The following is a 15,434-nucleotide window of genomic DNA, read 5'->3' on the forward strand; positions in this document are numbered from 1 at the left end:
TTTTGACTTCAGATTTCTATAGCTACTTGTACTTGTAAGTTAGTCAAACGGGATACGCGTTCGCTGTCTTTAGGTTGCAAACGCACTTTGACTTCTACAACTCGGCGGTCGAGGTTTTCTCCTGGTTGGTTACTAAACACATTTTGGCGAATAACTTCTAGTCCGAGTTCGTAAACAGTGCCTTTGACTTGTCCAGTAAATGCTTGACTGGTAATCAGGGCTTTTTGTCCTACCCGGATTTTAGCAATATCGGTTTGATAGACTTCGGCGATCGCTACCATGTCATTTGTTTGCGCTAGGTCGGCAATACCTTGATCGGTTAGCTTTTCCCCTGGTCGGGCATGAATTTTAATAATTTGTCCGGCAATTGGTGCCTTGATATCAGCCTGATTTAAGTCGTTTTGGGCGCGTTTTACGGCAGCATTGGCTCTGTCTATCTCGGTTTTTGCAGCTTGTAGATCGACAGGACGTACTTCAGCTATCCGGTTAAGTACTTCTTTGGCTTCGGTGATTTGGGCTTCAAGTGTGGCTACAGTGCCATTTTGCTGGGCAGATGCTTGGGCTAATTGAGCTTGAGCCGTTTCTAGGGCTAAACCCTTGCGATCGAAATCAGAAACGGCGATCGCCCCTTGTTGGTACAGGGATTGAAACCGATTATATTCTGCCTGAGCATTGGTAACTTCCGATTGCCAACGAGCAATATTAGCTTTTTGGGTGGCTATTTCTCCTTGTAATTCGGCTTGCAATTTAGTAATTGTAGCCTTTTGCGCTTGAATATCTCCCGCTTTTGCACCTGCTTTGATTTGGTCATACCGAGATTGGGCAACTCTGACTTGCTCTTGTGCCTCTTTTAAGGCTAATTGTAGGCTTTGTTTAGAGTCTAACGTGGCGATTATTTGTCCTTTTTTCAACTTATCACCTTCTTTGACAAACAATTGAGCGACGCGATCGCTCCCTAAGGTCTGAGGTGCTGACAAGCGAATAACTTCTGTTAATGGTTGCAATCTCCCTAAAGCCGTTATCTTTCTAGTTAGTAGTTTCTTTATCGTTGGAGCTGATGTATTGCTTTCTCCCACTCCTTGCCTAAAGAAAGATAATCCGTAAAAGGTTGTAGTACTCGCTACTAGACCAGCTAAAACAAACAGTCCAATTAACCAAAGATTTAAAGACTTTTTTTTGAACATCTGCTTCATTATGTCCTCTTTTTAGAACGTCAATCAAAATTGCTACCATAAATTTATTAGTATCTACTAGATTTCCATGTAAATATGCCAATTCTGCATCTCTGTTGTTGATAAACAGTATAAATTCTTATGCTCACAGTGAGATTTTACGTATGCTGGTCAGTCATGAAATCTACTTGTCTAGCAGTGGATATGAGCAGCACAGGAAACTCAGCAACTACCGCAGAAATTAGATTTAACTTTTATAAAATTTACTGAATCGGTGAGATATAAATGAGATAATTTGCATAACTCAGTAAAAACTCGCTATAAAAATTTTACCTATCGTTGCACAGTTATATCTTTTTTGATTGACGAAAATAAAATTATTTTTGTGAATCTTTTATGAAGTCACCAAGGAATTATCTCAAAGCTGAGTGAGAGACTCTACTGAACAGACATCTTTTCTTTATTGAGAGTTTATTTTTTTTAAGTTCTTATGCAACATATTCTGGTTACTGGAACTACAGGATTGATTGGTGGTATTGTCGCAGCTCAATTGCTCACACGGAAAGATACATTTCTAATTTTGCCAGTACGGGCTAGAAGTGAAACTGAAGCCTACGTAAGATTAGCTCGTTCTCTAAAACGTTTTACTGATGTTCCCCTGTGTGAGGAACGGGTCAAAATTATTGCGGGTGACTTGGCTGCTGTGGCTGATTCATCCGATCGTATCCTCAAGGATGTCACCCATGTGGTTCACGCTGCGGCTGATACGTCATTTTTAGGGCGCCGTAATGTTTGGCAAGTGAATTATGACGATACCTGTCGCTTCGCAGAGCGAATGCGCCGTTGTCCTCAACTGGAACGTTTTTTGTACATTGGTACAGCCTGGATCTGTGGTAATAATCCACCAGCGATCGTTAAAGAAGATTTATACCCAATGGCCGGAATCGATCACCACGTAGAATATTCTCGTTCTAAAGCTGCTACAGAACAACACTTGGCCGGGATGAGTGATTTTCCCTTATTGATTGTTCGTCCATCTGTTGTTGTCGGACATACCACTCTCGGCTGTAAACCAACAGCTAGCCTATTCTGGGTTTTTTTCACATTTGATCGAATGCGTCAGATTACCTGGTCACAGAGCAACTATATTGATGTTGTCCCAGCAGACTATGTTGGTTTAGCCCTACAAACCTTGCTATTTTTGCCTGAGCCTGACTACCGTTGCTATCACATTTCATCGGGATTTGCTTCGTCATGTAATTGGCAGCAAATAGCTGATGCTTTTGGGCTTGTGGCTGGTGAATCAGCAAAACCCAACCCATATAACCAGGTCAATTGCTTCTCAGACGAAGCCCTTGAGCAACTCTATCCAACCTCAGTCCGTCGTCTGCGGCGAGCTATAGAATTGTATGCGCGTTTTGCCAGCCATAATACAGTCTTTGATAATACACGTCTTTTAGAAGTGGGCTGTCCCCCTCCTCCTCGCTTTATAGATTGGATTCCCCAGTGTCTGGAAACCATCGCGGGACGCACAATCGATGATTTGATGGGGGATGACTAAAGATGCAACAACATACTTTCAAAAAACCGATGCGTGTAGTTCAACTCGGATGTGGAGTTACTGGGTTAGTGTGTGCCGAATTCCTAGTTCATCATCCCCAAGTAACAAGCTTAATTCTAGCTGACCTCCATCCGACTGCCGCTGTCGCTATGAAGGCGCGGGTAAACCATCCTAAATTGGAGATCCAACAGGTGGATGCTAGAGTACCACAAGCACTCCAGACTCTATTTGAACAGGCAGATTTAGTGATCAATGCCTTACCCTGGCACATGAATTTAGGGACGACGGTGTTGACAATTGCCGCGCAGATGGGAATTTGGTATCTGGACTTTGCGATCGTTGCCGATTCCATAGCCGAGTTTGAGCGCCTCTCTCGGCTTTGTGCTGACTCTGGGATCACAGCTGTAACTGCTACAGGGCAAGATCCTGGGATGTCCGATATCTTTGCTTGCTATGCGGCTAATCAACTTGATAGTGTCAGAACCATTCGAGTCATTGACGGTGACAACGGTCAAGTTCCGGGACAACTCCTAGTACCTGCTTGGTCGCCTGTGGATTTTTTGTGGGAAACCTCTACACCTGCCGCCATTTTCCGTCATGGTAGTATTCACTATCTGCCTCCTTTGCATAAACGTCAAATTTATCAGTTTCCCGACCCACTGGGATCGCTACCGATTTATCACACACTACACGAAGAGACGTTTTTGCTCCCCCAGTTTATCAGGGGTGTGAAATATGTTGATTTCCGTCTGAGTTTAAGTGATGACCTTGTTGCTAGTCTGCGACTGCTGCGCAAGCTGGGATTACATCGCAGCGAACCGATAACTGTTGGCGATCTACAAGTCCGTCCACTTGATGTAGTTTGTGCTTTACTACCTCGTCCAGAAGAACTCATCGGAAAAATTGCGGGACATGCTTGTTTGGTGGTGGAAGTAACTGGTAAACAGCAAGAAAATCACAAGAAAATCACTGTTTGGACTCTTGCTTCCCATCAAGAGGCTTATCATGCTCACCGTAGTAATGCGATCGGTTATCTAGTGGGATTGGGAGGCGCAGTGGCGGCGGAAATGCTGATAGAGGGAGATATTTGTGGTCCAGGACTATTTGTACCCGAACAGATTGAGCCTAAGAGTTTCATTAAACGTTTGCAAGCTAAGGGTTTGGAGGTTTACGAGAAAATTTCCCCAGCGATCGCTTAAATCACTAAAACCCAGATTTTGAGAGTGATTCAAGAATCTGAGTTTAGTGGTCACAAGTACACTTATGTGATTGCTATTCGTTATTCTGCTAGATGAGAATTTTATCTAGTCTGAGTCAATTTCCCAACTTCTCAAAGCGGGCTTTGGTCATATAGTGTACTCTAGGTAAATATTCACCTAAAACACCACTTTCACTGAAGTAAAAGTTAACTACTATACGATACGAAAATCACTCGCACTAAGACTGGGATGATTAACCAAGTTAGCAAAGAGAGCGCCACTGCCAAATCCAGAGCTAGAGCCATTTTGATTGTAGTATAAATCACCATGAACTGAATCGTACACAATAAAGGCTTGGCTACTTCTAGCTGCCGTACCATTAGTAACTACAGCAAAATCTTTCAAATTGTTAAAGCCCTCTCCTAGTGAACTTTTCAAAGTGGTGAAAGTACTTTTACTCAGCACAATCTTATCACCAAGTTCAAAGTCAGTAATTCGATCTAGACCAAGGTCTCTGCTGGCAAAGAATTTGCCTGTGTCAAAGATAAAATTATCTTTACCAGAACCACCAGTCAGGATATCATTTCCAGGACCGCCAACCAGTTTGTCGTTTCCTGCGCCGCCAATGAGTGTATCATTACCGACATCACCATACAGCACATCATTACCTCCCTTACCATCTATGGTGTCATTGCCTCCTTGACCATGAATTTCATCGTTCCCATTAGCTGGATTTGAAGTTGCAGAGGTTTTTGAGTTCAATGATTTCAAATTGCTAGAGGTTGGTTCAGTACCGATAAGGCTATCTTTACTATTAGTACCAGCTATTTTATTGAGTATTGGAGTTGAAGATGGATTAAATGTTTCCAAAGTCCCTGTTGCAGAACTCAGCTTGGCGACCCAACTATCTACAGAGCCAGCATTAGAAGCACCCAATGAACCCTCTGTAAATCCCGTAACGTAGACATTACCCAAGTTATCAACATTGAGATTTGTCGCCTTATCGAGTTCAGCACTGCCAAACTGTTGAATCCAAAGTTGGTTGCCATTGGTATCAAAGCTGGCAACAAAGGGATCGTAAGACCCTGCATTGGAACCACCAAAGCTACCATCAGTATAACCAGCAACATATAATTGATCTTTTGAATCAATCTTGAGTCCATCTAAGAAGGCTGCATCATCACCGCTAGTACCAAACTGACGTACCCAATCTTGGGTGCCATCAGAAGAATACTTAACTAGCCAAATGTCATCTTGTCCAAAACTTTTACCACCAAAGTCACCCCCAGTCCATCCGTAGGCATAGACGTTACCTTGGCTGTCGGTGACAACACTCCAAGAAAAGTCATTGTCTGCACTACCAAACTGTCTAATCCATTGCACTTGTCCATCGTTGTTATATTTGGTGATCCAAGAATCGTAGAATCCCAGTTGGGGATTGTCTCTAGCTAGACCCCCATAAGTCCATCCTGTAGAATATACAGATCCATCCTTAGCAAGTGCTACACCGTAAGCTTCATCCCAAATCGCTGGATAAGATGGATCTGTCCCAACTTTGGTAAACCACTGTTGGTTGCCATTAGAATCGTACTTTGTTACCCAAAAGTCATCTTGAGCATCAATAATGGCAACTGGCCTTTGATCTGGGGTAACTGTCAGTCCAGATACATAGATATTGCCCTTGTCATCAACAGTAACATCAGAACCACCAGTAACTACTGAATCTCCTAGTTGACGAATCCATAATCGATTACCATCATTGTCATATTTAGCTAGCCAAGCATCTTGTTGCTCTGCTTGCGTAGGTTGTCCTGCCAAGTCACCTTGGGTACTTCCCACCAGATAAAAGTTACCCAACTTATCTGTTGTAATGGCAACAGCTAAATCAAATTTGGAACTACCGAACTGTTGATTCCATAACTGGTTACCATCACTATCATATTTAGTGAGCCAGATATCATAAGAACCAGCATTATTACCTTTGAAGGCACCAGAAGTTACACCTACTACATAGACATTTCCCGAAATATCTGTAGCAACAGCAGTAGCCAGATCAAAACCAACAGTACCTAAATGCTTAATTTGGGTTGGTCCTGATACTGGCGGTGGGGTAGAGCCTACATAGCGGAAATAAGAAGCATTCGGATCTAAATTAGAGGCCGCAAATACAACTCCGATTAACTCTCCATCCCAAAAGAACGGGCTATCCTTTGACTTCTGAAATATAGCTGTTCCGAGAAAAGGAACATTAATAAAATCATAATCTTCTGCACTCCCATGTAGCTGAATGACATCTTGATTACGGTTGAAATCAACAATGTATGCAAAGTCGTTATAACCATTATTTGTGTAAAAGGACTTTCGCCAGTCACCAAGTACAAATCTATCCTTCCCAATAGAAGGAGGATTGCCACCTAATGTATTCAAAATATCTGAATATGCAAATAGAGCAACTGGTTCAGAATCACCAAACATGACATCAATATCAAGTGATGATTTTTTATTACTTAAACTTTGATCTAAACCATAAAGTACATCGTTACCTCTACGTCCAAATAAGAGTTGATATTCGCCAAACCCTCCAAAAACTACGTCACTTGCAGGTGTGAGTGTTACAAATAAAAAGTCATTTGGATTAGTAGCATCCACATTGCTTATACCGGCAAGTGAATCTACTAATTGAGTTATCTTACTAGGAGCTTCATTATTTGCACCTGGAAGCGAATCGACTAAAGTATACTTTGGCTTTTTAGTAGACTTTTGGCTTGTTTTCATTGTTTTTTTATGACTCTAATACGAACGCTTAAATGCTGTCTCAAGCTTGCCTAGAGATCGGGTAAATCATACATACAGTTAGATGTATGTTCTTCAATCAAGACTAGTCAAAAAAGTAAATACCCTGACAAAAAGGGTAAAAAATATTGTTAGTTTTGATTATATTCCGTAGATGTACACACCTACTATAAAAAGAGAAACTTCATTAATTCTATATTTTTAAGCAGTTTTACTTAAATTAATGATGAAGATTCAAAAGCTTTTTATCTGAATAAGCTATATAATTGCTTGATGTATTGAGTTTGATCTATTGCGATAATTTAATGTGTATTTTTTTACGAAACATAATAGTCATGTCAGTACGGAGACTAAGCCAGTAACCAAAAAATGCATAGAAGAGAAATCTATATGATTTTAAAGCTTGCAAAATGTTAATTGGCTCAAAAATGACATCGAACGTGCCATCTGAGAGACGTTGGTACTCATTCCATGTCCGAGTGTTGAGTCCAAACCAACGTGTATCGTCATAGCCGCGATCAAAAAACTTCACAACTTCCCATCCCTGTTGCTTACCTAAAGACTCTACAACTTCACGAGTATAAATATGAATGTGATAGGGTACATGCACCGCATTGTAGTAGTTAGATAATTCCGGACGATTAATGTCAATATTGGCTGCGTTAGGTGTGCCTAAAAGTAGATAACCACCTGGTGCTAATAAACTATCTAATTTACTTAACAAAGCATAAGGATCTTCTACATGTTCGATAATATCTTGCAGCAAAATATAATCGAATGGGGCTTTTTGCAGGACTGTAGCATCACCAAAGGTTTCTTTGGGTGCATAAGGATCGTAACCGTAGGCGTTTATATAGCCATTTTCTTGCAGATATTGTACAACTAACCCATTACCACAGCCATAATCAAGAAATGAGTGAGTTTTAGACAAACCATACTTGGTCATTTTTTGGCGCAGGTTTTGATAACCCAATCGGAAGGGTAATGTCAGTTTCGCTTCTGCAAAAGGGTATTTAGCGTAATATGGGTCAATATCTACGACATCAAGACAATGAATGGTTTGGCATGTGGGACAGCGCCAAATCGGAAACTTTTCATCTCTAAATGCTCTGACGTTACAAAAGAACGTAGAAAATGCTGATTTATCATTTAAATCGACACGATAATTGCAAATCAAACATTCGAGACGTTGCTTGTAGTTGCGATCGCCGTTAGAAGTAAATTCTGGTGAGAGTGAATCCATGTTTAAAATTTTTATTAATTAAACTTTATCAGTTTTAATGTAGAATCTCTTGGTAATAATTATGAAGATTTTCACAGGCTTGTTCTAGAGAAAATTGTTTAGCATCTTCGTAAGCACGTTGTATTATGTTTATATTTTCATTTGTTAAAGTCTTGATAATTGCATGAGTTAACGCTTCCACATCATTTGGTTCGACAAGATAGCCATTGATTCCATCTAATATATAGTCAGAAACTCCACCACTATTGACAGTAATTGCTGGCGTACCAGAAGCCATTGCTTCTACAAGTGTGCGACCAAACGTTTCGTAGGGTGCCGGACTACAGTACACATCACATGCAGCTAAGAGGTTGGCTTTTTTTTCTCCATGCACAAAACCAATGAAGTGAATATGTGGAATAGATTTAGCTAGATTTTTTAATTTTTGAACGACTTCTACAGGTCCATCTCCAGCAATAATTAAAGAACTATTTTGTTGTTGAGTTTGTAATCTAGAAAATGCTTTGATGAGTAGATCAATTCTTTTTTCTAAGGCAATTCTCCCCAAAAACAAGATAACTTTATTATCTCTTTCTTTAGGAGTTAACCAAGCTTCTAAAAATTTCCGGTTGCGTCGGTTAGGAGTATATGCAGATAAATCTAAACCATACATGGGTATGGTTATAGCATTTGAAATACCCATTTTTTGCAAAATTTTACTTGCTGTGGGACTGATGGCTACAGTGATATCACATTTATTGTACAAATATTTGGTTATTGGTTTCCATAATATTTCTCGCAACAAATTACCAGCGGGATAGGTACTGACATGATTACAATAATCTGTATGATATTCAGTGATATAAAGAATTTTGTTGTCTTTGGCATAGCGTCTACCCGGTAAATGCCAAGTGCTAAACAAGAATAATCGTTCTACATCTACGACATTGATTAAATCTGGTTGGTAATGAGCTATCCTTTGGTTAATATAATGAGCCGCAGCAAACTTAGGGACATGCAGCAATGGGTAAAGCAACCAAGGCTGAGAAGGATAAGTTTCTAGAATTAAATTTTCTGTTAAATCTGGTGGTACAACAGGCAATTTTGATCGATCCTGCCAATCTGGTGCTAAAACAATTACACGGTAAATTCCTTGCTTGGCAAACCATTGGACTCGTTCCCAATTAAAAATAGCTGAACCTGTGACTTCTGGAAGAAAAGTTGTGAACAAAAAAAGTAGGGTGTGGGTTGGATGAGAAGACATTTATATTACGCTGATGAAGACTACATATTTATTTTTTAGCAATTAAACTCTCAGATGTTGATATTTTGTTGACAAATATGATGCCAAGCGATTTGCTAAAGCCATAATCGTCAAAGAGTAGTTTTTTTCTGATATTTCAGGTATCACACTCCCATCACACAGATAAAGATTTTCATGGTCAAATGTCTTTAAATTCCTGTCTACAATTCCTTCTTGACTATTTTGCGCCATGCGACAAGTACCAGCATAATGAATCGAGTTACCAGGTTTGGATGTGTAAGTAAAAACCACAAGTCCTGAACATTTGCGTAAAATTCTTTGACCATACTGAGCCATGCTTTGCTGCATTTGCTGGTCATTTTCTGTTAATTCATAATGCACATCCACCTTGGGAATACCGTAAATATCGCGTTCTTGACTAGGGATAATGCAGTTTGACTTTTTTACTTCTGGTTTGCCTTGAAAATGTAGTACAGCATAAGTCTTAAACAGGGACTTTGCTAACCACTTTTTAGTCCAGTCGGGAAAGATTTCTAACCCATCAATATAGTTAGGACGCTTTGGATAGGAGTTATAATAAAGAGCCATGTATCCACCGCGAAATTCTTTATTGTCGAATAAAAACCGTGGTATTAAGATATTATCTCCAAAACCGACATCATATTTTTCTTGTGTAGCAAATAGCTTCACCAAAGAAGTGCCAACGTTAATTAAGATATTATCTTGGAGGTAACAGCCTAAAGTTCCGGAACTGTTGGCAAATCCCTGGGGATAAGTTTCGTCTTGGGAATTAAACAGGATGCGTGGTGTTTCTAGCGCCCCAGCAGCCAGAATGAATACTTTCGCTTCGACTCGGAATCTTTGGTTAGTTGCAGTATCTAGACATTCAGCAGCATAAATTCTGTGGGAATCTTGATGTCTGAGTAAACGTATAACTTTACTCTGATAAAGTATTTGGTAATTACTCCGGTTAACAATGCGTGGTAGTAAATGACTGGAAAATTTATAAATGCTGCCAGAACTACAGCCATAAGCACACATACCGCAACTTTGGCAATTATTGGCAACTTCCGAACGGGTTTCGATTGCTTTGCGACTAGGAATAGCTTGGATATTGATATCACGAAATTTCTTGACAGCATTGATTAAAAGTTTATCGGCAGGTCGCAGGGGTTTTGGAGGAATAAACTCACCATCAGGTAGATTATCAATTCCTTCTTTCGTGCCACAAACACCTATCAGACGTTCAATGTCTGTGTAATGAGATTCTAAATCTTCATAGCCAATTGGCCAATTGAAGTCTGAATCTCCATAATCTTTGCTATGAAAATCTCTGGGTGAATATCGTAAACAAACACCGCCCCACAAATTTTGTTTACCGTTGAGTCGAAAAATCTGTCGGTTATCAAAAATTGCTTCAGATTGTGATGAAATTGATGATGTCTCTTGTTTGGCGTAGAGTTGACTAGCTTGAAAGTTGTCATAGTAAAAAGATGCAGCTGGGTTCAGAGGCCAAGACATATCAGGGGCAATGCCAAAATTTTCTTCTTGTTCGGGCATCAGTTGGTTGGAGAAATAGCTATTATCAATTTTTTCTCCTTGTTCTAAAGAAAGCACCGAAAAGTTATTCATCGCCAGTTGATAGGCGAGAATTCCTCCCGCCGCACCTGTACCGATTATACAAATATCGCATTTTTCTACCCAATCGTAACTATTTACACTCATATCAACTCCCACCTGACATTACTTCTGAAAGAAAATCATTGGATGCAAAATAGAGATATTCAAACAGTTGATTGATACTTTTTAATTCTTCTTGACATTTTGTTTTATCTGGGTTAAATTTACCAGTTTTGTGATTAAATTTGCTATATTTAAGCAAGTTATCTAAAGCGTTATTCAAAGATAAATTTGATTGAAAAATTTCGTAAATTTGGGATATTTTAGACAGTGCAAATTGAGAAAATATATGCTGAGAAGCTAATTGTCGCAGATAAATTAAGGACTGGATATTAGTAGGAGTCATTAACGCAAAAAAATTAAGTTCCTCTGAGAGGAGTCCGCGTTGACCAAAATATTTGATTGTATCTATGAGAGTGGTTTCGATGGGAGTAACATTGTATCCCAGTTCATTAATTGCTTTTTGAGAATTGGCATAATAATGCAGATTAAAAGATTTGACAAAATCTGGATGATAAGGATTTTTAAATAATCTGAAGCTGAATAAAGATAAAGTTTCTAGTAGTAACGATAAAAAATATACACCGCTAGCGGGTAACTCTTGAGGCATCTTAAAGCCTGTCATTTTCACTAGCCAACTAGAGATACTTGCCATATTTAAATTGTGTCCAGCCACAATGTAGCGATCGCCACTGCGTCCACGGGTTAGGGCTGCGACATGAGCCTTGGCAACGTCTCGGACATCGCAATAGGAGTGTCCTCCGTTAATGTAGAATGGGAATTGCTTTTGACAAAACCAAAGGACAAGAATTGATGTCGTAATTTTGGAATGCTGAAAAACCCCTGGTCCCAACATATTGCCAGGATTTAGTACCACAAGATTGTTACCTCTTTGGGCGTAGTCGAGTGCTATCTGTTCGCATTCGATTTTGGCTAAATCGTAAGGACTTAATTGATTTTGGCTGACTTGAGAGCGATCGCTATCCTCAAAGAAGATATAATCAGATTTACTGCCGGCGATGACAGACATAGAGGATGTGTAGACAATCCGAACATTCGGGCGATCGCCAAGAGCAGTGAAAAAATTCTTGGTAATTTGAACATTGCGTCGATAGTATTCCGAAATCTCCAAATCACTCTTCCAAGTACATCCGGCAGAAAATATAATGGCATCCATCCCGGCGATGGCATCCTGGATATAGTTTTGGTCTTCTAAGTCTCCCTCATAGTAGGTTACTTGAGTTTGGTTAAAGCGATCGGTAGAAGACTCGGGTTTAGTTCTCACAGCAGCATAGACATCCCAATTTGCACTGATTAAGGATTTGATAATATGCTCGCCGAGAAAACCACTTGCGCCAAAAACAATAACTTTTGGTAAATTGTTCATTTGCTTAATAAAATAATGTTGCGAAATTCATTTAAGTAAACATCTTGCTCAAGATAAATTCCATGAATCTATCTGGGAGCAAGTAATTAGCATTGATGATTAGTTTTTCCATAAAAGAAGCAACTATGATTGAGCGTTGTTTGCCCAAAACATCAAGAGATTTTTTTGATACTTCTGAGGGATTTTGCGGCTGGAATAAAGCCGGAATAGAATCAAAATCAATTGTCCAGTTGGCAGCTTTATATGCTCCTGTTTTAGTGAATCCAGGTATTACAGTTAATACGTCAATACCTGTATCTTTCAGTTCCCAATTTAGAGATTTGCTAAACTTCCAATCGAATTCTTTTGTAGCAGCATAGGTTGTTAATAAGGGTTGAAAATGATAAGCTGACACTGAAGAAATATTAATAATAGCCCCTTGATTTCTTTTGAGCATCTGAGCTAAATAATGGTGTGTTAGTGCTACAGGAACAGTACAATGTAGCGTTACCATATCTAGTTGTCTTTGCAGTTCAATTTCAGCAAATAAACCCCTAGCAACAATACCTACATTATTAACTAAAATGCCAACTTCTCTATCGCCAATTAAAGAGATCAGCTTATGTATCCCATTAGGCTGGGCTAAATCAACTGGACACAAGTAAGTTTTTGTTTGCCCGGTACTACATTCTGCGGCTACTTCTTCTAATCTTTCAAGCTGGCGGGCTACGAGAATCAGATTCATTCCTCTTTTAGCCAAATCATGAGCAAATGCTCTACCAATTCCAGAAGAAGCACCTGTGACAATCGCCCATTCTCCATATCTTTCTTGCCATTTCATGCAGTTCTCCTGACATCATCAAATATTTTATTTAAGTAACTATTACTAAAACATTGCTGAGGATCAGCTTGCTGTTTTATCTGTAAAAACTCTTGCCAACGAGGATATGTTGCTCGTAAATCATCATTTGTATACAAATGATCTTTTGCCCAATGTGGTCTACCAGCTAAATTTTTGATAATATTTTCGACTTGAATAAAAGCATCTTCTTGGTCTTGCTTAGAAGTGAAATTCTTTTTTTCAAACAGGATTTGAATATAACAAGTAGGTCGTTGATAAGCAGTACTAAGCCACACATCCTCTGCTGCTCCAAAGCGGACTTCAAATCTTAAATGCCCTTTAATTATTCCTCGATCTACAAGAGATAAAATTTTATTCATGGCCACCTTCCCCATCTCTTCAGGGATGCCATATTCTGAGATCAAGACATCTTGACAATATTTTGTCATCCGAAAAGAGAATTTATATAGTTTGAGAAAAAATCTCGGATAGCATAAAATATGTTGGGATTGATCTTTTCTAGTAAAAGACTCGGAATCATGTTCAGCCGGATTATCATGGCGAGAAATCCACAAAAACCAGAGGATTTGAGTGATGATGCGTTTAATAAAATGAATAAATCCTGTCTTTTCTGGAGTTTTGGCATCAGAAAAAGTTTGGACTATGGCATCTTTATTGCTTGTGGTATACCAAAAACGACAATAATCATTTTTTTTGAGAGTGTCTAAATTTTCTAAAACATCTTTAATATTCAAACATTCTAATTTTTCAGTTAACCAAAATTGATTGCAGCATTTAATTTTGACTTGAGTGATGATACCAATAGCACCAAGTCCAATTAAGGCGGCTGAAAATAAATCTGGGTTTTCTGATTTAGAACACTTAATAACTTGTCCAATTCCGTTAACTAGTTCTAATTCTAAAATGGATGATGCTAGTCCTCCTTGGTGTAAAGAATTGCCGTGTGTTCCAGTAGAAATAGCTCCGGCTATGCTTTGCTCACAAATTGAACCTAGTGAAGATAAAGCTAAACCATGTTTGGCTAAAATATCAATTAATTGGTAGATACGTATACCAGATTTTACTGTTACGGTTTTCTCTTCTACATCTATAGCTAAAACCTGATTGAATTTGTCTAAGGATATCATGTATCCATCGGTGCAAGGTATATTTGACCAGGAACGACCACTACCAATTACTTTTATTTGTTTTTGTTCGAGGTTTGCAGATTTAATAATTTCAACTAGTTCATCTATATTTTCTGGTTGATAGTAGTGTTCTGGTGTGCAGGTGTGATTCTCCCACCAGTTTTTCCAAACTTGTTGATTTACCATGTTTTTTTAAATGAGTAATTAAGTTATCAGCTATTTAATTTTTCATTTGTAAGGGTTTTAGGTGAATTGACGTTTTGTAATATAGGTTGGTTTATTCTTGCAGACTTACTTATGTAATAGGTTAATTTTAGGAGAATAATTTTTAGTTTCTCGACGTTTTTTATTAAGTTCTATGACACCAATGAAGCGATAAATGGCATCTCCAAATTTTGGAAAAAATTGCCAAATAGCAAATAGTAGTTTGGTCACAAATACTGTGATAAAATCTTTATTAACTATGACTTCAGCTTGATTTTTCTTGATGGATTGAATCACTGCTTTAGCTACTGCTTCCGGTTGAGATGTGCCGGATAAACTGGGTGCAGGAATACCAGTATCAGCTAGCATTCCTTGGTCGGCAATATATCCTGGACAAATGGTTGATATTTGTACGCCAGTATCAGCTAATTCTTGTCTAACAGCATCACTCCACATTAATAAACCTGCTTTACTAGCAGAATAAATGCTGTCGTAAGGGTGTCCTTTTTTGGCAGCTAGGGAGGCAATGTTGACAATATGACCACTGTTTTGAGCTAACATCTTTGGCAGTAGTAGTCGGGATAGTTCCATTGCTGCTAGTAAGTTAGTCGAGATGACTGATTGCATCTCAGCCAGGGAATAATCTGGAAATGAGCGATAAATTTCGATGCCGGCGTTATTAATTAAGATGTTAACTTCACCAACGGTTTGATTAATTTTATTTAATAAATTTGGTAGTTCTGATAAATTACTGATGTCGCAGGTAAAGGGAATGAAATTACATCCCAAAGCTTTGAGTTCAGTAGTAAGATTCTCAAGTTGTTGAGGCGATCGCCCAACTCCGATAATAGTTGTTTGTTCCTTTGCTAAAGCACGAGCAATGAAAACGCCGATGCCGCGAGAAGCTCCTGTTAAAAGTACTGTTTTACCCGCTATGCTGGTCATAATGCTTGGTTAAATGTTAATTTTTATGCCTACAGGTTG

General features: G+C 39.0%; 11 protein-coding genes. 2 read left to right on the forward strand and 9 right to left on the reverse strand.

Annotated features, from left to right (window positions below):
• Positions 1-8: 8 nt before the first annotated feature.
• On the reverse strand, positions 9-1,184 hold the full coding sequence (locus ACFG4S_RS07420; RefSeq protein WP_392534179.1) for an ABC exporter membrane fusion protein: 1,176 nt from the start codon (positions 1,182-1,184) through the stop codon (positions 9-11).
• A 478-nt stretch (positions 1,185-1,662) separates the two neighbouring features.
• Here ACFG4S_RS07420 and ACFG4S_RS07425 point away from each other — a divergent pair, with 478 nt between their 5' ends.
• Together ACFG4S_RS07425 and ACFG4S_RS07430 are read left to right on the forward strand one after the other, a co-directional pair.
• Positions 1,663-2,733: an SDR family oxidoreductase gene (locus ACFG4S_RS07425; RefSeq protein ID WP_392534180.1), complete on the forward strand. Its 1,071-nt coding sequence runs from the start codon at positions 1,663-1,665 to the stop codon at positions 2,731-2,733.
• Positions 2,734-2,735: 2 nt separating this feature from the next.
• Positions 2,736-3,932, forward strand: a complete 1,197-nt coding sequence (locus ACFG4S_RS07430; protein ID WP_392534181.1) for a saccharopine dehydrogenase family protein — start codon at positions 2,736-2,738, stop codon at positions 3,930-3,932.
• Positions 3,933-4,145: 213 nt separating this feature from the next.
• On the opposite strand, the gene ACFG4S_RS07435 is transcribed toward ACFG4S_RS07430, so the two are convergent.
• The 8 genes from ACFG4S_RS07435 to ACFG4S_RS07470 form a co-directional block, all read right to left on the reverse strand.
• Positions 4,146-6,707 carry an SBBP repeat-containing protein gene (locus ACFG4S_RS07435; protein ID WP_392534182.1) on the reverse strand — a complete coding sequence of 854 codons (2,562 nt, stop codon included), beginning with the start codon at positions 6,705-6,707 and terminating at the stop codon, positions 4,146-4,148.
• Positions 6,708-7,014: 307 nt separating this feature from the next.
• Positions 7,015-7,968, reverse strand: coding sequence for a class I SAM-dependent methyltransferase (locus tag ACFG4S_RS07440; protein WP_392534183.1), 954 nt, complete (start codon positions 7,966-7,968; stop codon positions 7,015-7,017).
• Positions 7,969-8,002: 34 nt separating this feature from the next.
• Complete coding sequence (locus tag ACFG4S_RS07445; RefSeq protein ID WP_392534184.1) at positions 8,003-9,211, reverse strand: glycosyltransferase; 1,209 nt, start codon at positions 9,209-9,211, stop codon at positions 8,003-8,005.
• A gap of 42 nt (positions 9,212-9,253) precedes the next feature.
• Complete coding sequence (locus tag ACFG4S_RS07450; protein WP_392534185.1) at positions 9,254-10,936, reverse strand: GMC oxidoreductase; 1,683 nt, start codon at positions 10,934-10,936, stop codon at positions 9,254-9,256.
• A 1-nt stretch (position 10,937) separates the two neighbouring features.
• Positions 10,938-12,278 carry an NAD-dependent epimerase/dehydratase family protein gene (locus ACFG4S_RS07455; protein ID WP_392534186.1) on the reverse strand — a complete coding sequence of 447 codons (1,341 nt, stop codon included), beginning with the start codon at positions 12,276-12,278 and terminating at the stop codon, positions 10,938-10,940.
• Positions 12,279-12,309: 31 nt separating this feature from the next.
• Positions 12,310-13,098 (reverse strand): SDR family NAD(P)-dependent oxidoreductase, encoded by a 789-nt coding sequence (locus ACFG4S_RS07460; protein ID WP_392534187.1) that lies wholly within the window; start codon positions 13,096-13,098, stop codon positions 12,310-12,312.
• Positions 13,095-14,432, reverse strand: a complete 1,338-nt coding sequence (locus tag ACFG4S_RS07465) for a D-arabinono-1,4-lactone oxidase (RefSeq protein WP_392534188.1) — start codon at positions 14,430-14,432, stop codon at positions 13,095-13,097. The genes ACFG4S_RS07460 and ACFG4S_RS07465 overlap by 4 nt, the downstream gene beginning before the upstream one ends.
• A 105-nt stretch (positions 14,433-14,537) precedes the next feature.
• Positions 14,538-15,395, reverse strand: a complete 858-nt coding sequence (locus ACFG4S_RS07470) for an SDR family NAD(P)-dependent oxidoreductase (protein WP_392534189.1) — start codon at positions 15,393-15,395, stop codon at positions 14,538-14,540.
• Positions 15,396-15,434 lie beyond the last annotated feature (39 nt).

This window comes from Nostoc sp. C117, assembly GCF_043099735.1.
GTDB lineage: Bacteria > Cyanobacteriota > Cyanobacteriia > Cyanobacteriales > Nostocaceae > Nostoc.